Origin of the sequence: Arthrobacter mobilis, from assembly GCF_012395835.1 — a bacterium.
Lineage (GTDB): Bacteria > Actinomycetota > Actinomycetes > Actinomycetales > Micrococcaceae > Crystallibacter > Crystallibacter mobilis.
Genome location: NZ_JAAZSQ010000002.1, coordinates 378,359 through 403,749 on the forward strand (window position 1 = coordinate 378,359; position 25,391 = coordinate 403,749).

Below are 25,391 nucleotides of genomic sequence, written 5' to 3' on the forward strand. Positions count from 1 at the left end.
TTCGGTTCCGGCGGCCAGTCCGCTAGATGGCGCCGAAACCCACGCGCCGGGTTTCCTCGGCGCCGATTTCGACGTAGCCGAGCACATTGGACGGAATGATGACGAGGCGGCCCTTGCTGTCCTTCAGGCGCAGTTCGGCACCGCCGTTCATGGCGCGGCTGACAAGTTCGGCAACGGCATCGGCAGGTTCGGCCGACTCAAAAACAATCTCCCGGCCCACGTTCTGAATGCCGATCTTGATTTCCACGCTATTGCCTCCTGGGTATGACAGTACTTCCGTGTCGAAATGTATCGGAATTTTCCCTAGGGTTCCTTCGGGAAGCGGGAAATTCCGCGCCAAGCTAAACGATAGATGAGCTCGCACGCGGCGTCGCGGTCCAGGCCGCCCCCGCCGGACTGGACCCAGTAGCGGGCGCTCACCTGCGCCATGCCGGCCAGGGCCCGGCCCAGCAGCGTCGCTTCCGCGGTGGAAAGGTTGGTTTCTTCGGCCAGGACCTCGGCGATGGACCCGGCCAGCCGGGTGTTGAACCCTTCCAGCCGGGCGGAGACCTCCGGATCATTGGCCAGGTCCGATTCGAAGACGATCCGGTGCGCCTGGCTTTCCTCCGCAATGAAGCGGTAGTAGGCGCCGATGGTGGCGTGGACCCGCGCCTTGTTGTCGGTGGTGGACTTCAGGGCGTCCGACAGCATGGCGGTCAGTGACTGCAGGTGGTGGTCCAGCAGGGCCAGGTAGAGATCCCGCTTGCCGGGAAAGTGCTGGTAGAGGACGGGCTTGCTGACCCGTGCGGCGACGGCGATTTCGTCCATGGCCGCACCGTGGTAGCCATTGGCAACGAAGACTTCGTGTGCGGCCTGCAGGAGCTGCCGGCGGCGTTCGTCGCGGGGGAGCCGGATCGGTTTGGCAGGCCTGGACTCACTGCTCACAGTCTGGACTCGCTGGTTCGGCTCACGGTTGTTGGAACTCCATCTCGTGTACATCGTGTCGGGCGCGGCACGGTGTCGCTGTCCGGCGCGGCGGCTTCTAGCCAGTTTACGTGGCAGTTGCGGGTCAGCGGGCGCGGGCGGGAAACGGACGGACACGCACCGCCTCCGTGGCGTAGATTGGCAATATGGCTAGCGATACGAGATCGGACACCCTCCCGGACCTTCTGCCGCCGCTGGTGGAGCCGGCCGGGTCCCTGACACCGGAGGAAATCCAGCGCTATTCCCGGCATCTGATCATCCCCGAAGTGGGCATGGAAGGGCAGCTGCGGCTGAAGAATGCCCGCGTGCTGGTCATTGGTGCCGGCGGGCTGGGATCGCCGGCCCTGCTGTACCTGGCGGCGGCGGGCGTGGGTACCCTCGGCATCGTGGACGACGACGTCGTCGAAGCCAGCAACCTGCAGCGCCAGGTGGTCCACGGGGTCTCGGACGTGGGCCGGACAAAGGCCGCATCCGCGCGCGACAGCATCCGGGAGCTCAACCCTGCCGTCGATGTCGTCCTCCACGAAGTGCGCCTGGACGCCTCCAATGCGCTGGAGATTTTTGCCGGCTACGACCTGATCCTGGACGGCACCGACAATTTCGCCACGCGCTACCTCGTCAACGACGCCGCGGCGCTGCTGGGCAAGCCTTATGTCTGGGGCTCGATCCTGCGCTTCGACGGGCAGGTCAGCGTCTTCTGGGACGCCCACGGCCCGAATTACCGCGATCTGTATCCCGAGGCGCCGCCGGCGGGTTCGGTGCCCTCCTGCGCCGAGGGCGGGGTGCTCGGGGTGCTCTGCGCCCAGATCGGCTCGGTCATGGTCAACGAGGCGGTCAAGCTCATCACCGGGATTGGCCGTACCCTGCTGGGCCGGGTTCTGATCTTCGACGCCCTCGAGATGAGCTGGCGCGAACTGCGGGTCCGCAAGGACCCGGACGCAGCCCCGATCACCGGCCTGGCCGACTATGAGGCGTTCTGCGGGGTGGCCCCTGCACCTGGCAGCGAAGCCGGGGCCCCGGCCGTCTCCGCCGTCGAACTGGCCGGCATGCTGGCCGCCCGGCAGCCCGGGGACAGCGGGTTCGAGCTGATCGACGTGCGTGAACCTGGTGAGTACGGCATTGTCAGCATCCCCGGGGCGCGGCTGGTACCCAAGGGCCGGATCCTCTCCGGCGAGGCGCTGGCCGAACTGCCGCGGGACAAGGACCTGGTCCTGCATTGCAAGTCGGGCGCGCGCTCCGCCGCGGTCCTGGCCTACCTGCAGCAGGAAGGCTATACCCGGGTGAAGCATCTGGACGGCGGCATCCTGGCCTGGATCCGGCAGGTGGAACCGGACAAGCCCGTGTACTAAGGCGCCTGCTGCCCCGTCCTGCCGTGCCCGGCGTCACGATGGATGCCGGGCACGGCAGGACGGGGCTTTCGATGACCTCCGGAGATCCGTCAGCTCACCTGACGGAGGACAGGCCTCAGGCGGATTCGGCGACGGAAGCGTCGTGCGGCACCGGGCAGCCATCCTGCGCCCGGGAAGCAGTTTCCTCAGCCGGGGGTTCGACGGCGATGCCGTAGAGCGCGTCCAGGGCCGCGATGTAGTCGTCCTGCCGGCCGGCAGCGGCCAGCTCGCGGGCCCGGACGGTCGGCAGGTGGAGCAGCTGCTTGACCATGCGGCGCATGGCGAATTCCACTTCCTGTGCCGGGCCGGTGCAGCCGTGCTGGTTGCGGACCTTTTCCAGTTCCTTCTCCAGCACCTGCATGGTGTGCCGCCGCAAAGCCACGATGGCCGAATCGATCGACCGTTCCTGCTGCTGGTCCTCGAACGCCCGGGCTGCCTGGACGACAATCTCCTCGGCCTGCCGGACGGATTCGGCCTGCTCTTCCGGCGCGGCCAGGCGCACGGATTCGAGTGTGATCAGTTCCACCCCGTCCAGCCCGGCCACCGCCGGGTCGAAATCGTGGGTCAGCGCCAGGTCGATCATGATCAGCGGTTTGCCGGAACCTGCACGCAGCTGTTCCACCTCGTCCGCTCCGACCCGGCTGTCACTGCCGCTGCAGCCGATGACGACATCCGCGGCCGCCAGTGCGGCGCCCAGGGTCTCGCCGGTCAGCGGAGTTCCGCCCCGCGTGGCGGTGAAGGTCGCGGCCCGCCCCGACGGGGAGTACACCGAAATATTGGCGCAGCCGCGCTCGCGCAGCAGGGCCATGGTCGCTCCGGCATAGGCGCCGGTACCGAAAACCACGACGTTCTTCGCCGCCCAGCGGCGGTCCTCGGACAGGTCGGTGGCCAGGTCCAGGGCGACGGACACGATGGACAGGCCGCGGCCGCCGAGGGCGGTCCGGGCGCCGACGTCCTTGGCGGTGCGGGAAGCTGCCTGGAAGAGCCGGACCAGGGCGGCGCTGGCGGTTCCCTGGTCCTGGGCCTGGATCAGCGCCCGCCGTACCTGTCCGGCAATTTCGCGTTCACCGACGACGGCGGAGTCCAGCCCTGCGCCGACGGCGAAGAGGTGCCGGGTAACGTCCGCTCCGGTCTTGGTGTCGAAGTAGCGGGACACCAGCGGCTCGGGCAGGCCGGTGGCGCCGCTGATGGCAGCCACCACCTCGGCGCGGGCCCTTTCGAGGTGGGCTTCGGACTCGGCTTCGCAGTAGATTTCGAGGCGGTTGCAGGTCGACAGGACCACCGCACCGGAGACTGCCTTGCCTTCCTCGAGCACACCGGCAGCGACCTGGGAGGAGCCGGCGCTGAGGCGGGCCACGGTTTCCAGGTCTACGTCTGAGTGCGATGCAACGAGAGAAAGTAAAACCACAACCCCTCCATAGTAGCCGCTGGGCCGGAACTGAACCTATTAGGTATACCTACCCCGCCGGGGCTGGGGATTCCTTGTGTCTCCGGTCACCCTGCCTGCGTCAGCGGCGCCGGGAAGCCGGGCAGTGGGCCGCTGCCGGAGAGTGTCCGGTTGGCAATCGGCGGCGCAACTGGAGCAGAATCTATAAACATGACATTGAATGCCTCCCACCCGCTGCTGGACGGCCGCACGGCGGATTCGCCGCTGATCACTGCCTACCGGGGAGGGAAGCCGGAGCGGCGCCCCGTGTGGTTCATGCGCCAGGCCGGGCGGTCACTGCCCGAGTACCGCGAGGCGCGCAAGGGCATCGCCATGCTGGATGCCTGCCTGACGCCGGACCTTGCGGCGGAGATCACCTTGCAGCCGGTCCGCCGGCATGACGTGGACGCCGGCATTTTCTTCTCCGACATCGTCATTCCGCTCAAGCTGGCCGGGGTGGATGTGGACATCGTTCCCGGTGTCGGTCCGGTCCTGGGGGCCCCGGTGCGCACCGCCGCCGACGTGGCCCGGTTGCCGAAGCTCACCGAGGAGGCGCTGGAGCCGGTCCGCGAAGCGGTCAAGCTGACCGTGGCCGAGCTGGGCAAAAAGCCGCTGATCGGCTTTGCCGGCGCACCGTTCACGCTCGCGGCCTACATGGTCGAGGGCAGGCCCTCGCGGGACCACCTGGGGCCGCGCACCATGATGCATGCGGACCCGCAGACCTGGAACGCGCTGGCAGCCTGGGCGGCGGACGCGTCCGGAATGTTCATGCGCGCCCAGCTGGAAGCCGGCGCCAGCGCTGCGCAGCTGTTCGACTCCTGGGCCGGTTCGCTGGGCCTGGCGGACTACCGCCGGCACGTCGCGCCGGCATCCGCCAGGGCCCTGGACCACGTACGCGGGCTTGGGGCGCCGCTGGTGCATTTCGGCACCGGGACCTCCGAGCTGCTGGTGGCCATGCGCGATGTCGGCGTGGACGTGATCGGCGTGGACTACCGCCTCCCGCTGGATGAGGCGAACCGGCGGCTGGGCGGCACCACTCCGCTGCAGGGAAACATCGACCCGGCGCTGCTGGCCGCCCCGTGGGAGGTGCTGGAGGCCCACGTGCGCGAGGTGATTGCCGCCGGCGCGGCCGCCCCCGGGCATGTGCTCAACCTCGGCCACGGTGTGCCGCCGGAAGCCGACCCCGATGTGCTCACCCGCGTGGTGAAGCTGATCCACTCGGTGGAGCCGTAGCCATGCCGCACCGCGAGCGCCACCCTGTCACCGCCGCGCTGCAGAAGGTCGCAGCCCAGCAGAAGACACAGCACAAAGCAGCCCAGCAGAAGTCCCACCAGCCGGCGCAGCCCCGTGCCGTCGTCGTCGGCGGCGGCGTGGCCGGGCTGGTGGCCGCCCGTGAACTGGCCCGGCAGGGCCTGGACGTGGCGGTGCTGGAGGCTTCCGCCGCCTTTGGCGGCTGCGTCGCGCGGCACGAAGTGGCCGGGCTGATGCTCGATGCCGGGGCCGAGTCCTTCGCCACCCGTTCGTCCGTGGTCGCCGACCTGGCCGGCGAGCTGGGGCTGGGCGGAAGCATCGTCGCGCCGAATCCGGCCGGAGCCTGGCTCCAGCTGCCGGAATCGGCCCAGCCGCTGCCGAAGACGTCGGTGGTGGGCATCCCCGCGGATCCCGCGGGGGCGGACATCGTCAAGGCCATCGGCCGGCGGGCCTCGCTGCGGGCAGCGGCGGACAAGGTCCTGCCGCTGGGAACTCTGCTGCGCAAGGAGCCGCTCAGCCTGGGCGAGCTGGTGCGCACCCGGATGGGCTCGGCGGTGCTCGAACGGCTGGTCACCCCGGTGGCCGCCGGCGTGTACTCGGCGGATCCGGATGTGCTGGATGTGGACTCGGTGGTTCCCGGGCTGCGGGCTGCGGTCGTCAGGCACGGTTCGCTGGGGGCGGCCGTGGGCGCCCTGCGCGGGGCCGCGCCGGCGGGGGCCGCCGTGGCCGGCATTGCCGGCGGCATGGGGCTGCTCGTGGAGCATCTGGTCAAGGACCTGAAGGACCGCGGGGTGCGCCTGTACACGGATGCGAAGGTGTCCGGCCTCGAACGCCGCGACGGCGGCTGGCGGGTCGCCTCCGCGGCCGGAGACTTTTCCCCGGCCGGTCTGGTGGTGGCCACCGACGGCGTGTCCGCCGTCCGGCTGCTGGCCGGTTCCCTTCCCGGACTCGAAGCAGCCGAGCCCGCGCCGGGTCCGGCCGTGGCGCTGGTGACCCTGGTAGTGGACCTGCCCGAGCTTGATGCCGCCCCGCGCGGTACCGGCCTGCTGGTGGCACCGGGTGTGGCAGGGGTACGGGCCAAGGCGCTGACGCACGCCACTGCCAAATGGCCGTGGCTGGCAGCCGAAGCCGGCCCCGGCAACCACGTGCTGCGTCTGTCCTACGGCCGGGCCGCCGGCCAACACGCTCCGGAGGCCGAGGCTTTCGAAGACTTCACCAGCTGGCCGGACGAGCAGCTCTGCGCGCAGGCGCTCGCGGACGCGTCGGTGCTGCTGGGCCTGCCCATCGGCGAGGACGACGTGCTGGGCCGGAAGGTGGTCCGCTGGGTTGGCGCCCTGCCGTCGGCGACGCTGGGCCACCGGGCCCGGGTGGCCGAGGTCCGGCGGCTGGCCAGCGGGCAGCATGGGCTGCAGCTGGCCGGCGCCTGGCTGGCCGGTACCGGGCTGGCCGCGGTGGTCGGGGATGCCCGGCAGCGGGCCCGGCTGCTGGCCGAGGATCTTGGCGCCGGAACCGCACCCGAGGGCGCGCCTGCGGATAGCCCGTAACCGGGGTCCCTTCTACAATATGTAGAAGAAGCTCCGAGGCCATACTGTACTTTCGATATAACCCCAACCAAGAAGGCAGACTGTTGAGCATGACTGAAACGTCCGTATCGGAATCCGCCGCCCCCGCCGCCGAGGAGCAGTACTACACCCTGTGGACCGTGTTCAAGCGGTCCGGCGCCCTGATCCAGGACTCTGCCCTGACGGATTTCGAGGCCGCCATCGCCAAGCTGGCCGAAGCCGGTGTCACCCTGCGGGGCGCCTACGACGTCTCGGCCATGCGCGAGGACGCCGACGTGATGATCTGGCTGCACGGCTCCAAGCCGGAGGAGCTGCAGGCCGCCGTGCGCACCATCCGCCGCACCGCGCTGTTCGAGGACACCGACATCGTCTGGTCCGCCATGGGTGTGCACCGCCCCGCGGAATTCGCCCGGGACCACGTGCCGTCCTTCGCCCGCGGCATCGAGCCGAGCACCTGGGTCTGCGTCTACCCGTTCGTGCGCTCCTACGAGTGGTACCTGCTGCCGGCCGCCGAGCGCGGCCGGATGCTGCGCGACCACGGCATGCTCGGCCGCGACTTCCCGCAGGTGCTCTCCAATACCGTCTCCTCCTTCGCCCTGGGCGACTGGGAATGGATCCTCGCCCTGGAAGCACCGGAGCTGGTGGACCTGGTCGACCTGATGCGCCACCTGCGCGCCACCGACGCCCGCAACCACGTCCGCGAAGAGATCCCGTTCTACACCGGCCGCCGCATCAGCGTGGCCGAAATCGCCGAGGTGCTGCGGTGACCAGCTCCGGCAGCGCTGCCGGCGGGTTCAGCTTCGACCCCCGGCAGGGCTACGACGAGAACGGGCTCATGGCCCCCAAGCCCTACGATGCGGTCCTGCTGGCCTCCTTCGGCGGGCCCGAGGGGCAGGACGACGTCATCCCGTTCCTGCGCAACGTCACCCGCGGCCGCGGCATCCCGGACGAACGGCTCGAAGAGGTCGCCACCCACTACCGCGCCAACGGCGGGATCAGCCCGATCAACGCGCAGAACCGCGCGCTGAAGGCGGCCATGGAGGCCGAGCTGTCCGCCCGCGGGATCGGGCTGCCGGTCTACTGGGGCAACCGCAACTGGGCGCCCTACATCCAGCCGGTGCTGCAGCAGATGTACGAGGACGGCCACCGCCGCGTGCTGATGTTCTCCACCAGCGCCTACGCCGGCTATTCCAGCTGCCGGCAGTACCGCGAGGACCTCGGCGTCGCGCTGCGGGAAACCGGCCTGGAGGGCAAGTTGGAGGTGGACAAGGTCCGCCAGTACTTCGACCATCCGGGCTTCATCGAGCCGTTCGTCGACGGCGTGGCCGCCGGCCTGGCCGACGTGCGCGCGCAGCTGGCCGACGCGGACGCGCCGGTGCGGATCGTGTTCACCACGCACTCCATCCCGGTCTCCGACGCCGAGGCCGCCGGCCCTCGCGACCTGGCCGCCCGGCTGGCAGCCCAATGGCACGTGGATGTCTACACCGCCCAGCACCTGTCCGTGGCGCGCGCCATCCTGGCACGCATCCCCGAGGCCGCCGGCCTCGAATGGTCGCTGGTGTTCCAGTCCCGCTCCGGTGCCCCGCACATCCCGTGGCTGGAACCGGACATCAACGACGCCCTTGCCGACTACGCCGCCGCCGGTACCCGCGGTGTCGTCGTGGTCCCGATCGGCTTCGTCAGCGACCACATGGAGGTCGTCTGGGACCTGGACACCGAAGCCAGGAACACCTGCGCCGAACTGGGCCTGGCTTTCCACCGGGTCCCCACGGCCGGAACCCATGCCCGGTTCGTCGGCGGCATCGTGGACCTGATCTCCGAACGCCTGGCCGGCCCCGGCGGGCAGGCGCTGCTGCCGGGCCGGGCCAGCGCCGCGGAACTGGGTCCCTGGTACGACGTGTGCCGGCCGAACTGCTGCGTCAAGGTGATGCGCGACGGCACCGTCCGGCCCACCATCGCCGCCGTCGATTCCGAAGTAGGTGTTCCGCAGCCATGAGCCAGGCTCCTGCCTCCACCGCGACCTTCCGGGTAGGCACCCGCGGCAGCGCACTGGCGGTCACCCAGACCACCACCGTGGCCGAAGCACTGGCAGCGGCCAGCGGCCATCCGTACGAGCTCGTGCGGGTCAAGACCGAGGGGGACGTCACCAGCGGCCCGCTGTCCCAGCTCGGCGGCACCGGAGTGTTTGCCGCCGCCCTGCGGCTGGCCCTGCTGGAGGGGGAGTGCGACGTGGCCGTGCACTCGCTCAAGGACCTGCCCAGCGCCCAGCCCCAGGGCCTGGTCATTGCCGCCACCCCGGCCCGCGTGGACGTCCGCGATGCCCTCTGCGCCCGCGACGGGTTGACGCTGGCCGCCCTTCCGCCGGGCGCCAAGGTGGGCACCGGCTCGCCGCGCCGGGGCGCACAGCTGCTGGCCGCCCGCCCCGATCTGCAGATCGTGGACATCCGCGGCAACGTAGGCACCAGGCTGGGCCGGGTCGCCGGCAAGGCGCCGGCTGCCGACGACGGCGGTGTCGGCCGCGGCGTCCAGGGCGACCTGGATGCCGTCGTGCTGGCCGCCGCCGGACTGGCGCGCCTGGGCTTTGAGGAGCACATCACCGAATATCTGGACCCGGCCGTCATGCTGCCGGCCCCCGGCCAGGGCGCGCTGGCGGTCGAATGCCGGCCCGAAACCGCAGCCGACGGCGTAATCGCCGGCGCGCTGGCCGCCCTGGACGATCTCCCCACCCGGCTGGCGGTGACGGCAGAACGTGCATTGCTGTCCCGCCTGGAGGCAGGTTGCGCCGCGCCGGTGGGGGCCCTGGCCTCGCTGCAGAATGGCGGCCTGCGGCTGGAGGCGGTGGTCTGCAGCACCGACGGCACGCGCCTGCTGCGCCGCAGCCTGGCCGGCGAAGCCACTGCCGGCGCGGCCGCCGGCCTGGGGGTGCGGCTGGCCGAGCAGCTGCTGGCGGACGGCGCCGCCGAACTGGCCGCCCTGGCCGGGCACTGACCATGGTCCCGGACCTGCCGCCACGCATGTCCCCGGCCGCGCCGCCGCTGGCCGGGCTCGTCGTCGTACTGCCGCGCAGCGCCGACCGGGCCGCGGGCATGGCGGACGAGCTGGCCGCACGCGGTGCGGTGCCCAGGCTCATGCCCCTGATCGACTTCGAGGAACCGGAATCCCCCCGCGAGCTCGACGAGGCCCTGGTCCTGCTCGGCCGCGGCGGCTTCGAGTGGCTGGTGGTCACCAGCATCACCACCGTGCGGGCGCTCAAGCAGCGTGCCGCGCTGCTCGGCACCTCACTGGCAGAGCTGACCCGGGGCACCAAGCTGGCGGCCGTCGGCTCGGCCAGCGCCCGCGTGCTGGCGGCGGAGGGCCTGGACGTCAGCCTGGTGCCGGAGGCCAGCATGGACGCCGTCGGACTGGTCGCGGCGTGGCCGGAGCGCACCACACCCGCACAGTCCGTCCCGGCACAGGACGGCACCGGGAAGGTGCTGCTGCCGCAGGCGGATATCGCCGCTGCGACCCTGGCGGACGGCCTGGCGGCCAAAGGCTGGCAGGTCCGTCCCGTGGTGGCCTACCGCACCGTGGACTATCCGGCCCGGCCGGACCGGCGGCTTACCGCGGTCCTGGCGGCGGCATCCGCCGGATCGCCGGGGGCGGACAGCGCAGGGACGGCCGGGGCGGCGGAAATTTCCGTGGCGGACTTCAACCGGGCCGCGGCCGACGGCGGCATCGGCGCCGTCGTTCTGACCTCACCGAGCCTGGTCCGCCGGCTTCACGCCGTGGCGCCCGGGCTGCCCGCCGGCGTGCTGCTGGTGGCGATCGGCAACAGCACCGCCCGCGAGGCCGCCCGGCTGGAGCTCCGCATTGCCGCCGTCGCGGCCGCCCCCACACCGGCAGGTGTCGCCGACGCCTTGGCCGCTGCACTGGCAGCGGCGCCGGGGAACGCTGTCTCCGGACATCCTTGACCAACCAGTCCAGACCACCAGCCGGGCCGCCAGGCAGGCCCGCAGAATCGAGCAGAGGATCACGATGAGCTTCCCCCTCCACCGCCCGCGCCGGCTCCGCGCCACTGCCGCGCTGCGCCGCCTGACCGCCGAGACCAGCCTCCAGGCATCGCAGCTGATCCTGCCGGCCTTCATCCGCGAGGGCATCAGCGAGCCGGTGTCGCTGCAGTCCATGCCCGGTGTCGTCCAGCACACCACTGACACGCTGAAGCGGGCCTCGGTGGAGGCCGCGGAGCTGGGACTCGGCGGCATTATGCTCTTCGGTATCCCGGCCACCCGCGATGCCACCGGCACGGCCGGCCTGGACCCGGACGGCGTGCTCAACAAGGCCATCCGGGACGTCAAGGCCGAGGTGGGCGATGACTTGGTGGTCATGGGAGACGTCTGCCTGGACGAATTCACCGACCACGGCCACTGCGGCGTGCTGGCCGCCGACGGCAGCGTGGACAACGACGCCACCTTGGACATCTACGCCCGCATGGCTGTGGCCCAGGCCGAAGCCGGTGCCAATGTGCTCGGGCCCTCCGGCATGATGGACGGGCAGGTAGCAGTGATCCGGCAGGCGCTGGACGCGGCCGGGTACCAGCAGACCTCGGTGCTGGCCTACGCCGCCAAGTACTCCTCGGCGTTCTACGGACCCTTCCGCGAGGCCGTGGACTCGCAGCTGACCGGGGACCGCCGCACCTACCAGATGGACCCGGCCAACCGCCGCGAGGCGCTGCTGGAAGTCGAACTGGACCTCGGCGAGGGGGCGGACATGATCATGGTCAAGCCCGCCATGAGCTACCTGGACATCGTGGCCGACGTGGCGGCCATGTCCCCGGTGCCGGTGGCCGCCTACCAGATTTCCGGCGAGTACGCGATGATCGAGGCGGCTGCCGCCAACGGCTGGATCGACCGGAAGGCGGCAGTGCTGGAATCGGTGCTTGGCATCCGCCGTGCCGGCGCGGACCTGGTGCTCACGTACTGGGCCGCCGAAATCGCCCGCTGGATCAAGGCCTGAAGGCCTGCTGCACCGTCCGGGGCGGCAAGCCTTTCCGGCCCGTTTCTACCTGAGTCTTCCCTGAAAGGATCTTTCGTGACTTCCTCCGCAGAGCTGTTCGAGCGAGCCCGGGCCCTGATGCCGGGCGGGGTCAATTCACCCGTGCGGGCCTTCGGGTCCGTGGGCGGCACCCCGCCGTTCATGGTCTCCGGCCGCGGCCCGTACCTGACGGACGCCGATGGCCGCGAATATGTCGACCTCGTCTGCTCCTGGGGCCCGGCCCTGCTCGGCCATGCCCACCCCGAGGTGCTCGCCGCCGTCCACGCAGCCGTGGACCGCGGCCTGTCCTTCGGCGCGTCCACTCCTGCCGAATCCGAATTGGCCGAGCTGGTCATGGGCCGGGTCGGTGCGGTCGAGCGCCTGCGCATGGTTTCCACCGGTACCGAGGCGACGATGACGGCGGTGCGGCTGGCCCGCGGCTTCACCGGACGCAACCTGGTGATCAAGTTTGCCGGCTGCTACCACGGCCACCTGGACGGGCTGCTGGCGTCGGCCGGCTCCGGTGTGGCCACGCTGGCGCTGCCCGGTTCCGCAGGTGTCACCGAGGCCACGGCCGCGGAGACCCTGGTGCTGCCGTACAACGACCTCGCCGCTGTCGAGGAAGCCTTTGCCGTCCGCGGACAGGAAATCGCCGCGGTGATCACCGAGGCGGCGCCGGCGAACATGGGCGTGGTCGAGCCGCAGCCGGGCTTCAACGCCGCGCTGGCCCGGATCACCGCCGCCAATGGCGCGCTGCTGATCTTCGACGAGGTGCTCACCGGATTCCGCACCGGCTACGCCGGCTACTGGGGCCTGACCGGCGGAGCGGCGGACTCGGACGCGCCGTTTGTTCCGGACCTGCTGACCTTCGGCAAGGTCATCGGCGGAGGCCTGCCGGTGGCGGCCCTCGGCGGACGCGCCGAGGTGATGGACCATCTGGCTCCGGTGGGCCCGGTCTACCAGGCCGGCACGCTCTCGGGGAACCCGGTCGCGATGGCGGCAGGCGTGGCCACGCTGACCCACGCTACGCACGAGGTCTACGAGCACATCGACGCGCGTTCGGCACAGCTCTCCGCCGCCGTCTCCGAGGCACTGTCTGCCGCCGGGGTGGACCACAGCATCCAGCGGGCCGGCAACCTCTTCAGCGTCGCCTTCGGCACCTCCGCCGCCGGGGTGCGCAACTATGCCGACGCGCAGGCGCAGGAAGCCTTCCGCTACGGCCCGTTCTTCCATGCGATGCTCGACGCCGGCGTTTACCTGCCGCCGTCGGTCTTCGAGGCCTGGTTCCTGTCGTCCGCCCACGACGACACCGCCATGGACCGGATCCTGGCAGCGCTGCCGGCAGCTGCCAAGGCCGCCGCGGCCGCTGCAGCGCCCGCCGCCTGGCCGGCAGTCTAACGGCAGGGGTCCCCGCCCCGAGCGCAGCGAGGGGTGGGGGAGCTGTTGGACGCTAACGGCAGGGGTCCCCGCGCGCGGAGCGCGTGGGGCAGGCGGCGAACGGGGAGGCCTGCTGGGCGCTCGGAGCCGGCCAGCACGGCCCAAACCGGCGCACGCACAGACAGGAAGCCCGGAGGCCTTCCCTTGAGGGGAAGGCCTCCGGGCTTCGCTGTGTCGGGCCGGAAGCCGTCAGAAGGCCGGGGTCACGTCACCGTTGGGCCAGGTCTTGGTGATGTACTCCTTGACCTCGGGGGAGTGCAGCAGTTCGTCCAGCTTGGCGATGGCCGGGGTGCCTTCGCCCTCGCGCCAGACCAGGAAGTTGGCGTAGGGGTTGTCCTCGACGGACTCGACCACCAGCGCCTCCTCGGTGCTCAGGCCCGCCTGCAGGATGAAGTTGCCGTTGATCAGCGCAAGGTCGATCTTCGGGTCCTCCACCAGCGGAAGCAGGATCTCGGGCTGGTTCTCCTCGAACTTCAGCTTCTTCGGGTTCTGCTCGTCGGTCAGGTTCAGCACCGAGGAATCGTCCTCGATGTTCTTGAGCAGGCCTGCGGCTTCCAGCACCTTCAGTGCGCGGGGCTGGTTGGCCGGGTCATTGGTGATGGCAATGGTGCCGCCGTCGGGAATGTCGGCGATGTCCTTGTGCCTGGCGGAGAAGCCGGCATACGGTTCGATGTGCACGCCCGCGCCGTGCTCGAACTTGTAGCCCTTGGACTGCTCCTGCTCCTCGAGGAAGGGCAGGTGCTGATAGTAGTTCGCATCCAGCGAGCCGTCGCTCAGGGCGATGTTCGGCGTCTGGTAGTCGTCGAACTCCTCGATGGTCAGATCGATGCCGGCCTCCTTGGCCAGGTTCTGGTCGATGAACTCAAGGATCTTGGCCTGCGGCACCGGGCTGGCGCCGACGGTGACGGTCACCGGCTGCGCCGGGTCCAGGGAGGTTTCGGCGCTGGGGGTGGATTCTCCTCCACCGCAAGCCGTCAGCGCCAAGGCAGCGGCGAGGCCGGTGCCCAGCAGGGTGAGTGCTTTACGCATCCGTGTGCGTTCCTTTCGAATAACCCGGACCATCGTAGTGGCGCGGCCCGGACCTGGTGCAGCTAGCGGCTACTGGCTGCATTGTTCCGTCCAGGCCGTTTCGGCCAGCCGGACGGAAAAGCGGGGAAATCTCGGAAATACTCAAGACCGTGTGCCGGGTCAGACGCCGATGGTCGTGTCCGGCTCATGCCGGCGCACCTTGCGCACACCTGCCGTGGCGGCGGTGCGGTGGTCCACCCGGCGGACGGCGGCATCCCCGATCCACTGGATGGCCTGTACCAGGATGACCATGATGACGATCGTCACGATCATGACGGTGGTGTCGAAGCGTTGGAACCCGTAGTTGTAGGCCAGCCGGCCCAAGCCGCCGCCGCCGATGATGCCGGCCATGGCGGAGTAGCCAACCAAGGTGACCATCGTCGTCGTCAGTGCCGCCACCAGGCCGGGCATGGCCTCCGGGACCAGGACCTTGCCGATGACCTGCATCCGCGTGGACCCCATCACCAGTGCGGCATCGATCTTGCCTGCGTTGACATCGCGCAGCGCGGCTTCGACCAGGCGCGCGAAGAACGGCACCGTGCCGATGGTCAGCGAAACGGAGGCGGCGATCGGTCCGATCGAGGATCCGGTGATCAGCCTGGCCAGGGGAATCAGGGACACCATCAGGATGGCGAAGGGGATCGAGCGCGTGATGTTGACGATGACGTCCGAGACAATGCGGTTCGCCACCGGCATCGGGCGCAGCCCGCCCGGCGCGCTGACATGCAGGAAAATGCCCAGTGGCAGCCCGATCAGCAGCGTGAAAAAGCCGGAGATCGCGATCATCTGCAGGGTTTCGAGGATGGCCTCGGGCAGCGCCCGCGTAATGCCGGGATTGGTCGTCAGGTCTTCGATGAAGTTCATGCGGCGTCCTTTCCGGCGGCCCGGACCGACACACCTTGGTCTTCGAGGTAGGCCGCCAGCGGCGCCGGGTCGGCGCCGTCGGGCAGCTGGATACGCAGGTGGCCGAACTGCGTCCCGGCCAGTGTCTCGACGCTGCCGGCCAGGACGTTCAGATCCAGGTCGAACCGGCGCGCGGCGGAGGTCAGCATCGGTTCCGAGGCCCGGTCGCCCGAGTACAGGATTTCCAGGACGGCGCCGGAGCCCAGCGGTTCCGCCGCGGGCAGGGGCAGCAGCGTCCGGGAGAGTTCGCTGCCCAGGTTGGCCGCGACATCGCGCAGCTTGCCGTGCTCGACGATCCGGCCGCCGGCCAGCAGGGACACCGAGTCGCAGATGCGCTTCACGACATGCATCTCGTGGGTGATGACCAGCACCGTCAGGCCCAGCCGCGCGGTGAGGTCCTTGATCAGGGCCAGGATCTCGTCGGTGGTCTTCGGATCCAGGGCGGAGGTCGGCTCGTCGCAGAGCAGCACGTCAGGGTCCGAGGCCAGGGCGCGGGCGATGCCCACGCGCTGCTTCTGGCCGCCGGAGAGCTGGGACGGGTACGCGTTTTCGAAGCCGGCCAGGCCGACCAGCTTCAGCAGTTCGGCGGCCCTGGTCCGGATCCGGTCCTTCGGGGTCTTGACGATCTCCAGCGGGTGCGCCACATTCTGCACGGCCGTGCGCGAATCCATCAGGTTCGCATGCTGGAAGATCATTCCGATCCGCCGCCTCGCCGCGCGCAGGTCCTGGTGCCCGGCGGAACTGAGCTCCGCGCCATTGATGCTCACCGACCCGGACGTCGGGGCGTCCAGCAGGGTCAGGCAGCGGACCAGGGTCGACTTGCCGGCGCCGGAGTGGCCGACGATCCCGTGGATGGATCCCTTCGGTACCTCGAGGCTGACGCCGTCGAGGGCCACGACCTCGCGGTTGCCTTGGCGGTAGACCTTGCGCAGGTCGGTGACAGTGATCATGAATCCTCGGTTGGGTGGGCGGCAGGGCATGTCCGGACATACAGCCGCACGCGCGATAGCACAAGGGCTGGGTCCGGTGTTAAGTATGACAGCCGCCGGCCGGCTGCCGAACCGGCCACACGCCGTCCACGACCGCATCCGGCTGCTTCCGGCGCAGCCATTCCTGGAACGACGCTGCCTGGGCGGCGGCCCAGCCGACCTGTGAGTCGTGCAGCTGTCCGGGCTCCATCCGCAGGGTTCCGTATTTGCGGGCCAGGGCATCGGCCACGCCGATGGTGGCCAGGGCGTCCGCGGCGGAGGTGTGCGCCGCGTCCAGCCCGACCTGGTAGAGCTCGCTCAGCGCCACCAGGGTGCGCTTGCCGCGGCGGTAACGGTCCATCTGCTTGTCCAGGATGTACGGGTCGATCACCGGGCGAGGGGCCGGCGCGGCCAGGCCGCGGCGGCGGCATTCGGCGGCCAGCACGGTGAAGTCGTAGGCGGCATTGAACGCCATCACCGGGATGCCGGCGGCGAAGTAGCCGGCGAGTGTCCCGGCGATCTGCGCCACCGCTTCGGCGGCATCCTGGCCTTCCTTCCGGGCGCGTTCGGTGGTGATGCCGTGGATCGCGGCAGCTTCTTCCGGAATGGGCACGCCGGGATTGACCAGCCATTCGTGCTGCTGCAGGGGCGCGCCCCGGCCGTTGACCAGCACGATGGAGGCGGTCACGATCCGCGCTTCGTGCGGATCGCGGCCGGTGGTTTCGACGTCGAAGGCAGCGCGGGGGAGTTCATGCCAGCTGTTCATGCCTACAACGCTACCGGCCGGCGCGGACGGTATCGTACACGGCCGGCCGCCTCCGGTCGTGCCCGTAGAGTGGACGCCATGCGCGAGGAGTTGGTCGACGCCGTCCTGCAGGTCGCCGCCCTGGTGCCGGCGGGCAAGGTCCTCTCCTACGGGGACATCGCCGAATTGCTGGGCGCTGCCGGTCCGCGGCAGGTCGGCCGGGTGATGGCCCTGCATGGCGGGGCAGTGTCCTGGTGGCGGGTCGTCCGGTCGGATGGTTCCCTGCCTGCTGTCCTGATGTGGCAGGCCTTGGAGCACTACCGGCATGAGGGTACCGGTCTTCTCTTCCCGTCCGCAGCTGCCCGGCCGGCCCTGCCGAAGGTGCGGATGGCCCAGGCACGCTGGGTTCCTGCAGAACGTGATTTCGCACGCATCGACGGCATCGCCGCGGACCTCCGGACGAAACTGTCGGCGGCAACTGGTGGAATAGACGCGTGAGCGATCCCGTGCTGAGTGTCCCGGTACCCAATGTCCCGGAGCTGCGGCTGGCCCCGCCCGAAAGGCTCCGGTCCGAAGTACCGGTTCCCAGTCCGGACCAGGCCCCGGTGATCGGCCTGCCCGCCGGCTGCGGTCCCGTCCTGGTCCTCGGCGGGCCGGGGACCGGCAAGTCCACCGTGCTGGTCGAGCACGCGGTCCGGCGGGTCGACGCCGGACTGGACCCGGCGGGGATCCTCATGCTGGCGCCCACGCGCCTGGCCGCCGGCCGGCTGCGCGATGAGCTCACCGCCCGCCTGGACCGGAGCCTGAGCACGTCACCGGCCAGGACCTGGTCCGCCTACGCGTTCGACCTCATCCACCGGGCCCGCGCCGAGGGGCGCCTGCCGCTGCTGGAGCGTGCACCGCGGCTGCTTTCCGGCCCGGAGCAGGACCAGATGATCGCGGACCTGCTCGCCGGGCACGGCTCCGGGTTCGGGGCGGCCATTGACTGGCCGGAAGACCTTTCCGAGGCCTTGAAGACGCGCGGGTTCCGGCAGGAAGTCCGCCAGCTCTTCGACCGGGTGATCGAATACGGCGGCACGGCCGAACAGCTGGAGGAGCTGGGGCGGCTGTGCTCGCGGCAGGACTGGTGTGCCGCCGCGGCCCTCTACCGGGAATACCGGGACCTGATTGACCTGCGCATGCCGGAGGCGTTCGATCCGGCCGGCATCATCACCTCGGCCCGGCAGCTGCTGCTGGAGGACGAGGACTTCCTGGCCCGGGAACGGCGCCGGCTGGAGCTGATCCTGGTGGACGACCTGCAGGAAGCCAACCCCGCTGTCTACGAACTGCTGGCGGTGCTGGCCGCCGGCAAGGACGCGCTCATGGCAGCTTCCCCGGACACTGTCGTCCAAGGTTTCCGCGGCGCGCGCCCGGACCTGCTGGCGGAGCTGCCGAAGCTGGTCGGCACGGACACCGTTCCGCTCCAGACTGTCACCCTGCGCACCTCGCACCGCATGGCGGGCCCGGTGGCCGCTGCCTGGCAGTCGGTCGCCTCGCGGATCTCACAGGTCGCCGGCGGCCACCGCGCCCGCGAACTGCATCCGGCCGCCACTGCCGGGGATGCTTCCGGGCCCGGCCCTGCCGCTTCTGCCCACGTCGTGGCATCGGCCGTCCACGAGCAGCGCTACGTGGCCCAGCGGATCCTCGAAGCGACACTGTTCGGCGGCTACCGGCTGGGCGAGATCGGCGTCGTCGTGCGCACCGGCGGACAGCTCTCGGAGCTGGCCCGTTACCTGACCGGCCAGGGCATTGCCGTCAAGGTGCCGGTGGCCGAGACGCCGGTGCGGGACGAGGCGGCTGTCCGTCCGCTGCTGGACGCGCTGGCCCTGGTCCTGGACCCGGAGTCCCTGAGCCCGGAAGCGGCCGTAAAGCTGCTGACCTCGCGCATCGGCGGTGCGACCGCGATCGATCTGCGCCGGCTGCGCCAGTCGTTGCGGCGCGAGGAACTGCTCGGGGGCGGCGGCCGTGCCAGCGACGCGCTGCTGGTCGAGGCCCTGCAGGATCCTGCCCGGCTGCAGACCCTGGGCCGGGAGGCCGGGCCCGCCCGGCGTGTCGCCGCCATGCTCAAGGCCGGGCGGGAAGCTGCGGCCGAGCCGGGGGCCAACGCGGAGACGGTCCTGTGGGCGCTCTGGTCGACCGCCGGGCTGGCGGACCGGTGGTCCGCCCTGGCGCTGCAGGGCGGACCCGCCGGGGTCCGGGCAGACCGTGACCTGGACGCCATGATGGCCCTCTTCCAGACGGCCGAACGTTATGTGGACCAGCTGCCTGGTTCCACGCCGGGCCAGTTCCTTGACTACCTGCTCAACCAGGAGCTGCCCATGGACAACCTGGCCCCGCGTGCACAGCTGCGCGAGGCCGTGGAGCTGATGACTCCCGCCTCCGCGGCCGGCCGCGGCTGGCCGCTGGTGATCGTCGCCGGGGTCCAGGACGGGGTCTGGCCCAACACGCGGCTGCGCGGCGAACTGCTGGGCAGCACGCAGTATGTGCAGGTCCTGGAACACGGAGTCGAAGCGGCGCGGCGCAGCGACCCGGCCGCCCGGCTGCGCGAAACCCGCTACGACGAGCTGCGCAGCTTCGCCACGGCCGTATCCCGGGCAGAACGCGAGCTGATCTGCGTGGCCGTCCAGTCCGAGGACGCCCAACCCTCGCCTTTCCTGGATCTGGTGGACCCCTGGCTGGATCCGGAGCAGCCGCGGCCCGCCACCGAGGTGCTGCGGCCCAGGACGCTGCGCGCGCTCGCGGCCGAGTTGCGCCAGTGGGCCCAGCAGGCCGGGCAGCAGCCGGCCGAAGCTGCGGAAGCGGCGGCGGTACTGGCTTTGCTGGCTGCCAGCGAGGTGCCCGTCCCGGGCGCGCACCCGGACCAGTGGTGGGGGCTGCTGCCGCTCAGCTCGGACGCTCCTGTGGTGCCCGAGGGCGAGCCGGTCCCGGTCTCGCCTTCGCGGGTGGAGGCGGTGCGCAAGTCGCCGCTGGACTGGTTCGTGCAGGCGGCAGGGGGAGAAGCGGCGACGGATTTCGCCCGCAGCCTGGGCACCCTCGTGCACTCGATCGCCCAGGACATGCCGGACGCCACCGGCAGCGAATATGCCGCGGAACTGGTCCGGCGCTGGCCCAGCCTGGGCATGAAGGACAACTGGGAGGGGCGGCTGGATTTCCAACGGGCCGAAGGCATGGTCCGGCGGCTGGCCCAGTATGTGCTGCTAATGCGCCGGGAGGGGCGCCGGCTGCTGGCCGTGGAACGGGACTTTTCGGTGGACCTGCGCGGACCGGAGCGGGTGGCACGGCTGCGCGGCCAGGTGGACCGGCTGGAAATCGACGCGGACGGGCGGCTGGTGGTCATCGATCTGAAGACCGGCAAATCCGCACCGGCAGGCCGTGACGTGCAAGGGCATCCGCAGCTGGCCAGCTATCAGGCCGCCGTCCAGGCCGGTGCCTTCGACGACGTGCCGGGGTTGGCCGGGGACGGCGGCCGGCCGCCATCGGGCGGTGCGGCGCTGGTCCAGCTGGGCCAGGATCTCAAGTCCGTCAAGGTCCAGCACCAGGACGGGCTGGCCGACGGGGACGAATGGGCCGCGGAGATGATCCACGAGGCTGCCGTGCTGATGTCCGGGAGCACCTTTGAAGCGCGCCATGATCCGCAGCAGGCCGGTCATGGGGCGCAGGGTTGCCGGGCCCCGCAGATCTGTCCGCTGTGCGCCGAAGGAAAGCAGGTTACCGAATGAGCAGCGGCCAGGCCGCCACCGGGCAGGCAGTTGCCGTCCATACCCCCGAAGAACTGGCGGTGCTGCTGGGCCAGCACCAGCCGACGCCGGAGCAGTCGGCGATCATCAGTTCGCCGCTGGCGCCGCTGCTGGTCATTGCCGGTGCGGGCTCGGGCAAGACTGCCACCATGGCGGACAGGGTCGTCTGGCTGGTGGCCAACGGCCTGGTGCGGCCGGAGGAAATCCTTGGTGTCACCTTCACCCGCAAGGCTGCCGGGGAACTGGCTGCACGGATCCGCGCCCAGCTGGCCAAGCTGGACCGCCGCGGGCTGCTGCCGGTGGACGGGGACGATGCGGCCGGAATGCTGGAGCCGAAGGTGTCCACCTACCACTCCTATGCCAACGGGCTGGTGTCGGATTACGGGCTGCGGCTGGGAATCGAGCGCGACGTCGTGTTGCTGGGCAGCGCCCAGTCCTGGCAGCTGGCCAGCCAGGTGGTGGAGGCCTGGGACGGGGACACGGACCACCTGGTGGCGGCCAAGTCCACGCTGGTCAAGGCCGTCATGCAGTTTGCCGGCGAATGCTCCGAGCACCTGGCGGCCCCCGGCGAGGCCCGGAGCTGGCTGGAAGCCGAGGTGGCCCGCGTGGAGGCCCTCCCGTATGTGCAGGGCAGCACTAAAACGGCGAAGAAGGCCGTCGTGGACCTGCTGAACCGGCTGCGCACCCGGACCACGGTCGCCGAACTGGCCGCCGGCTATACCCGGGCCAAGCGGGAACGCGGCGTGCTGGACTACGGGGACCTGGTGTCGCTGGCCGCGCGGATCGCCAGCGAGGTCCCGCAGGCGCGTGAACTGGAGCGCAGCCGCTACAAGGTAGTGCTCCTGGACGAGTTCCAGGACACCTCGCATGCCCAGATGGTTCTCTTCTCCAAGCTGTTCGGCCAAGGCCATGCCGTTACCGCCGTCGGGGACCCGAACCAGTCCATCTACGGGTTCCGCGGCGCTTCCGCCGGCCAGCTCTTTGCCTTCCGCCAGCATTTCCCGCATGTGTCCGCAGACGGCAGCCGTGCCCCGGCGCCGGCCGCCTTCCTGACCACCGCCTGGCGCAACGCCGCCAATATTCTGTCCATGGCCAACGCGATTGCCGCGCCGCTGAACCGGGTGGACCCGAACCGGCCGGACCCGGCACGGCTCGAGGTGCCGCCGTTGCGGCCCCGGCCCCAGGCAGCCGACGGCAAGGTGGTCCTGGCCCGCTACCGCACGGACCTCGAAGAAGCCGGGCAGTTGGCCCGGCAGGTCGCCGCCGCCCGCCGGACGGTCTATGAACGCGATCCCGAAACCGGGGCGGCCGAACCCGTCTCGGCGGCTGTGCTGTGCCGGCGGCGGGCACAGATCCCCGTCATCGCCAAGGCTTTGGAGGCCGCCGGCGTGCCCTGCGAGGTGGTCGGCCTGGCCGGCCTGCTCAGCCAGCCGGAAATCGTGGACCTGGTCTCGACCCTGCGCGTGCTGGCCGACCCCGGGCGCTCGGACGCCCTGATGCGCCTGCTGGCAGGGGCCAGATGGCGCCTTGGACCCGCAGACCTGATGGCGTTCGCCGACTGGTCACGCTTCCTCGAGAGCCAGCGCCGGCGGGCGGCCGCCGGCCGGGAAGAGGCTGACCTGGACAGCAACGAAGCCGATCCGGGGCCCGTCGTTGAAAGCGACGTCGCCGAGGCCGCCTCCCTGGTCGAGGCACTGGACCGGCTGCCGAAACCGGGCTGGACGTCGCGCCACGGGCGCTCCCTGACCGCCGAGGCGCTGCGGCGCCTGGAACTGCTCGCGGAGGAAATCCGCCAGCTGCGCACCTTTGCCGGCGACGATTTGACCCTGCTGCTGGGTGAGGTGGAGCGCGCCATGCTGCTGGACATCGAGGTCGCCTCCAAGCCGGGGGTCTCCATCCACCAGGCCAGGCGGCATCTGGATGCGTTCCACGACGCCGCGGCAGGCTTCGTGCAGACGGCGCAGCGCGTGGACCTGCTCGCCTTCCTGGGCTGGCTCGAAGCTGCCGCCGCCGAAGAGGACGGACTGGACATCACCCAGGTGGAAGTCAGCAAGGACGCGGTCCAGCTGCTGACCGTCCACGCTTCCAAGGGGCTGGAATGGGACGTGGTGTTCGTACCCGGACTGAACGAGGGAGCCTTCCCCAGCGGCTCGGACAACCGCTGGAGCAGCGGTTCCGAGGCGCTGCCCTGGCCGTTGCGCGGGGACCGGCACGATCTGCCGCACTGGGACACCGACCAGCCGGACCAGCTTTCGTGGTTCAATGCCGAGTCCGAGTTCAAGGATGCTGTCCAGGCCCATGGCGAGCAGGAGGAACGCCGCCTGGCCTACGTCGCCTATACCCGGGCCAAGCACCTGCTGGTCTGCAGTTCCTCGGGCTGGTCCGGGACCAGGACGAAGCCGGCTGCCCCGTCGGTTTTCCTGACCGAACTCCACGAGCTCGTCGGCGGGCAGCCGGCCGGACAGGGTCCGGGGGCTGGCGTCGGCACCTGGCTCTCGGACGATGAGCTGGGGGAGGAGAACCCCGTCCGCGCCCAAGTGGAAACGGCCGTGTGGCCCTACGATCCGCTCGAGGGTCCGCGCGTGGTCCGCGGCGGCGAGGCCGAACCGGCCCGTCCCGGCCGGCGGGCCGCCATGGAAGCGGCGGCACGGGCAGTCCTCGACGCCATGGCGGCCGGACAACTGCCGGCGCCGGAGAAGGCCTGGGCGAGGGAAGCCGAGCTGCTGCTGCGGCGCCATAACGCCGTCCGGCAGGTCAGCGAGGTGGAACTGCCCCCGCACATCTCGGCATCGATGCTGGTGAGCCTGACCGAGGATCCGGCCGCGGTGACCCGGGCCCTGCGCCGGCCGGTCCCGCGCCGTCCCGGCATGGCGGCGCGGAAGGGAACGGCGTTCCACAGCTGGATCGAGGAGTATTTCGGTACCAGCGGCATGCTGGATCTGGACGAGTATGTGGAGCCCGCGGACGCCTATGTGGACGAGGCCTACGACCTGGCCGCCATGATGGAGACCTTCAAGGCCTCCGAGTTCGCGGACAAGGTTCCCGAGGCGGTCGAGGTGCCGGTGGAAACCCGCATCGACGAGGTAGTGGTCCGCGGGCGTATCGATGCAGTCTTCCGCGGGCCGGACGGCCGGTGGGAACTGGTCGATTGGAAGACCGGAACGCCGCCGTCCGGGGAGAAGCTGAAAATCCGTGCGGTCCAGCTGGCGGCCTACCGGCTGGCCTGGGCACGGCTGAAGGACGTGCCGGTGCAGCAGGTGTCCGCGGCCTTCTACTACGTTGCCGCGGATAAGATCGTCCGGCCGCATGACCTGGCCGGGGAAGCCGAGCTGGAAGCAGTCGTCCGCCGAGCCTACGGCGCTAAGTGAAGCGGCCGGGGCCCCTCCTGAGCTTGCGAAGGAAGGGGCAGCCGCGGAACGGGGTGGTGCCGGCCGGCCGGCCGGACCGCCGCAGGCAGGCAGGTAGGCCTGTTCCGGGTCGGGGACGTTAGTCGCCGGGCCGGGGCAGGACCGGAATCGAGCTCGTGCTGGCATCCTCCGCCGCGGACCGCTCTTCCGGCCCGGCCTCGCCAGCGGCGGAGCCAGGCTCGGCAGCCTTGCCGGTGTTCTTCGTGCCGGTTTCCTCCCCGGCCGCTGCATCTTCGGCAGCTTCCGGTGCCGGTTCCGCGGCAGCATCGGCCACCGGCTTCGGGCCGGAACCGGGGGCTTCGGGCAGGAGCGCGGCTGCAGTGGAGTTCACCAGCACCACCTTGGGATCCTCGCGGACAGGTTTTGGAGCCTCCGCCGGCTTGGGCGGAACCACCGCCGGTCCTGCGGCGGGCTCTGCGGGGCCAAGCAGGACCACCCGCGGCTTCTGGGCAGCCCCGCCGGCAGCTGCCGGCCCGGCTCCCGGCGCCGGAGCCTGCCGCAGCGGCACCGGCGGTTCCTCGACACTGATCTGCTGGCCTCCGTGCTCGCGGATATCGGCTTCGAGCTCACCGAGCATCTCCTGCGCCTCCGCCACCATGGATTCATCCCCGGCAGCCAGGCCGCGGACCAGCCACTGGGCCAGGGCGAATTCCGCAGCCAGCGCGGCACGGCGCATCAAGTGCGGATCGACCGGCTCCTTGCGGTACTCGTTGTAGGCTTCGAGGACCACCTCGGCGAAGGCCTGCTCGTGGACGGCGATCAGCCAGGCGAAGTCGTCGGCAGGGTCTCCGATCCGCAGGTCGGTCCAGCCGGCCACCGAGGTGACATGGCCCTCGGAGATGAGCAGGTTGTCCTCGTGCAGGTCGCCGTGGACCACGCACGGGTTGAACTTCCACAGCGAGACATCCTCGAGGGCATGCTCCCAGCGGCGCAGCAGTGCCGGCGGGATTTTTCCGGTCGTCGCCGCCTGGTCGAGTTCGTTGAGCTTGCGCTGCCGGAACTCGTCGGCCGTGTAGCTGGGCAGGTCCGCCCGGTCCACCATGGACTGGGGCAGGTCGTGGATGCCGGCCATGGCCCGGCCGATCTCCGTCGGCACGCGGCCGCCTTCGGCAACCAGGGATTCCAGGTCCAGAGGCATGCCCGGGACATGGTTGTAGACAAAGGTCCGCAGGTCGCCCTGCCGGACCGTGCCGGCCACCGACGGGACCTGGAACGGCAGCTCGGCCCGGATCGCCGGAGTGAAGGTGCGCAGGACCAGCAGCTCGGTTTCCAGCCTGATGCTTGCTTCCGGATGGCGCGGGGACCGGACCCGCCACTGTTTGCCGGCGTCGTCAAGCAGGACAGCGGACGTGAAGTCCGCGGCATCGTCCGGTACGCCGGCGACGCCCGTGGGACTCAGCCCCGGCACGGCCGCACTGGCGATGGCTGCCAGTTCCATAGGTGTCCTTCTCACCTACACCACGGTAGTTGCAAGCGCATGCATCGAC

Annotated in this window: 20 protein-coding genes; 12 read left to right on the plus strand and 8 right to left on the minus strand. The window is 70.5% G+C overall.

From position 1 onward, the window contains the following. Nucleotides 1-22: 22 nt before the first annotated feature. Both HGG74_RS04285 and HGG74_RS04290 read right to left on the minus strand, forming a co-directional pair. Nucleotides 23-247 carry a DUF3107 domain-containing protein gene (locus tag HGG74_RS04285; protein WP_168485090.1) on the minus strand — a complete coding sequence of 75 codons (225 nt, stop codon included), beginning with the start codon at nucleotides 245-247 and terminating at the stop codon, nucleotides 23-25. A 56-nt stretch (nucleotides 248-303) separates the two neighbouring features. Next, nucleotides 304-978, minus strand: a complete 675-nt coding sequence (locus HGG74_RS04290) for a TetR/AcrR family transcriptional regulator (protein ID WP_168485091.1) — start codon at nucleotides 976-978, stop codon at nucleotides 304-306. 131 nt (nucleotides 979-1,109) lie between these two features. On the opposite strand from HGG74_RS04290, the gene moeB reads away from it, so the two are divergent. Then, nucleotides 1,110-2,312 carry a molybdopterin-synthase adenylyltransferase MoeB gene (gene moeB / locus HGG74_RS04295; RefSeq protein WP_168485092.1) on the plus strand — a complete coding sequence of 401 codons (1,203 nt, stop codon included), beginning with the start codon at nucleotides 1,110-1,112 and terminating at the stop codon, nucleotides 2,310-2,312. 115 nt (nucleotides 2,313-2,427) lie between these two features. On the opposite strand, the gene HGG74_RS04300 is transcribed toward moeB, so the two are convergent. Beyond that, nucleotides 2,428-3,759 carry a glutamyl-tRNA reductase gene (locus tag HGG74_RS04300; RefSeq protein ID WP_168485093.1) on the minus strand — a complete coding sequence of 444 codons (1,332 nt, stop codon included), beginning with the start codon at nucleotides 3,757-3,759 and terminating at the stop codon, nucleotides 2,428-2,430. A 189-nt stretch (nucleotides 3,760-3,948) separates the two neighbouring features. Between HGG74_RS04300 and hemE the strand changes: the two genes are divergently transcribed. The 8 genes from hemE (at nucleotide 3,949) to hemL (ending at nucleotide 12,998) form a co-directional block, all read left to right on the plus strand. After that, nucleotides 3,949-5,010 (plus strand): uroporphyrinogen decarboxylase, encoded by a 1,062-nt coding sequence (gene hemE, locus HGG74_RS04305; protein WP_168485094.1) that lies wholly within the window; start codon nucleotides 3,949-3,951, stop codon nucleotides 5,008-5,010. 2 nt (nucleotides 5,011-5,012) lie between these two features. Beyond that, nucleotides 5,013-6,572, plus strand: a complete 1,560-nt coding sequence (hemG, locus tag HGG74_RS04310; RefSeq protein WP_168485095.1) for a protoporphyrinogen oxidase — start codon at nucleotides 5,013-5,015, stop codon at nucleotides 6,570-6,572. An 89-nt stretch (nucleotides 6,573-6,661) separates the two neighbouring features. Next, nucleotides 6,662-7,357: a hydrogen peroxide-dependent heme synthase gene (gene hemQ / locus HGG74_RS04315; RefSeq protein WP_168485096.1), complete on the plus strand. Its 696-nt coding sequence runs from the start codon at nucleotides 6,662-6,664 to the stop codon at nucleotides 7,355-7,357. 68 nt (nucleotides 7,358-7,425) lie between these two features. Continuing rightward, a complete protein-coding gene (locus HGG74_RS04320; RefSeq protein WP_168485200.1) occupies nucleotides 7,426-8,586 on the plus strand; it encodes a ferrochelatase in 1,161 nt (386 codons plus the stop codon). Continuing rightward, nucleotides 8,583-9,578, plus strand: coding sequence for a hydroxymethylbilane synthase (gene hemC, locus HGG74_RS04325; protein ID WP_168485097.1), 996 nt, complete (start codon nucleotides 8,583-8,585; stop codon nucleotides 9,576-9,578). Before HGG74_RS04320 ends, hemC begins: the two co-directional genes overlap by 4 nt. Before the next feature lie 2 nt (nucleotides 9,579-9,580). After that, nucleotides 9,581-10,540 carry a uroporphyrinogen-III synthase gene (locus HGG74_RS04330; RefSeq protein WP_168485098.1) on the plus strand — a complete coding sequence of 320 codons (960 nt, stop codon included), beginning with the start codon at nucleotides 9,581-9,583 and terminating at the stop codon, nucleotides 10,538-10,540. A 64-nt stretch (nucleotides 10,541-10,604) separates the two neighbouring features. After that, on the plus strand, nucleotides 10,605-11,582 hold the full coding sequence (gene hemB, locus HGG74_RS04335; protein ID WP_168485099.1) for a porphobilinogen synthase: 978 nt from the start codon (nucleotides 10,605-10,607) through the stop codon (nucleotides 11,580-11,582). A 75-nt stretch (nucleotides 11,583-11,657) separates the two neighbouring features. Next, nucleotides 11,658-12,998 (plus strand): glutamate-1-semialdehyde 2,1-aminomutase, encoded by a 1,341-nt coding sequence (gene hemL, locus HGG74_RS04340; protein ID WP_168485100.1) that lies wholly within the window; start codon nucleotides 11,658-11,660, stop codon nucleotides 12,996-12,998. 228 nt (nucleotides 12,999-13,226) lie between these two features. Here hemL and HGG74_RS04345 read toward each other — a convergent pair whose 3' ends face one another. From HGG74_RS04345 to HGG74_RS04360, 4 genes are all read right to left on the minus strand, one after another. Then, nucleotides 13,227-14,066, minus strand: coding sequence for a MetQ/NlpA family ABC transporter substrate-binding protein (locus tag HGG74_RS04345; protein WP_168485101.1), 840 nt, complete (start codon nucleotides 14,064-14,066; stop codon nucleotides 13,227-13,229). 159 nt (nucleotides 14,067-14,225) lie between these two features. After that, a complete protein-coding gene (locus HGG74_RS04350; protein WP_168485102.1) occupies nucleotides 14,226-14,969 on the minus strand; it encodes a methionine ABC transporter permease in 744 nt (247 codons plus the stop codon). Further along, entirely contained in the window at nucleotides 14,966-15,958 is a 993-nt protein-coding gene (locus tag HGG74_RS04355; protein ID WP_168485103.1) for a methionine ABC transporter ATP-binding protein, read from the minus strand. The genes HGG74_RS04350 and HGG74_RS04355 overlap by 4 nt, the downstream gene beginning before the upstream one ends. A gap of 79 nt (nucleotides 15,959-16,037) precedes the next feature. Beyond that, nucleotides 16,038-16,742, minus strand: coding sequence for a 3'-5' exonuclease (locus HGG74_RS04360; protein WP_168485104.1), 705 nt, complete (start codon nucleotides 16,740-16,742; stop codon nucleotides 16,038-16,040). A 78-nt stretch (nucleotides 16,743-16,820) separates the two neighbouring features. Between HGG74_RS04360 and HGG74_RS04365 the strand changes: the two genes are divergently transcribed. From HGG74_RS04365 to HGG74_RS04375, 3 genes are read left to right on the plus strand one after another with little or no spacing between them, the layout of a single operon-like run. Beyond that, nucleotides 16,821-17,219: an MGMT family protein gene (locus tag HGG74_RS04365; protein WP_168485105.1), complete on the plus strand. Its 399-nt coding sequence runs from the start codon at nucleotides 16,821-16,823 to the stop codon at nucleotides 17,217-17,219. Further along, nucleotides 17,216-20,479: an ATP-dependent helicase gene (locus HGG74_RS04370; RefSeq protein WP_376766117.1), complete on the plus strand. Its 3,264-nt coding sequence runs from the start codon at nucleotides 17,216-17,218 to the stop codon at nucleotides 20,477-20,479. The genes HGG74_RS04365 and HGG74_RS04370 overlap by 4 nt, the downstream gene beginning before the upstream one ends. Beyond that, nucleotides 20,476-23,865 (plus strand): ATP-dependent helicase, encoded by a 3,390-nt coding sequence (locus tag HGG74_RS04375; protein ID WP_168485106.1) that lies wholly within the window; start codon nucleotides 20,476-20,478, stop codon nucleotides 23,863-23,865. Before HGG74_RS04370 ends, HGG74_RS04375 begins: the two co-directional genes overlap by 4 nt. Nucleotides 23,866-23,983: 118 nt before the next feature. On the opposite strand, the gene HGG74_RS04380 is transcribed toward HGG74_RS04375, so the two are convergent. Beyond that, a complete protein-coding gene (locus HGG74_RS04380; protein WP_168485107.1) occupies nucleotides 23,984-25,357 on the minus strand; it encodes a macrolide 2'-phosphotransferase in 1,374 nt (457 codons plus the stop codon). Between the last annotated feature and the right edge of the window lie 34 nt (nucleotides 25,358-25,391).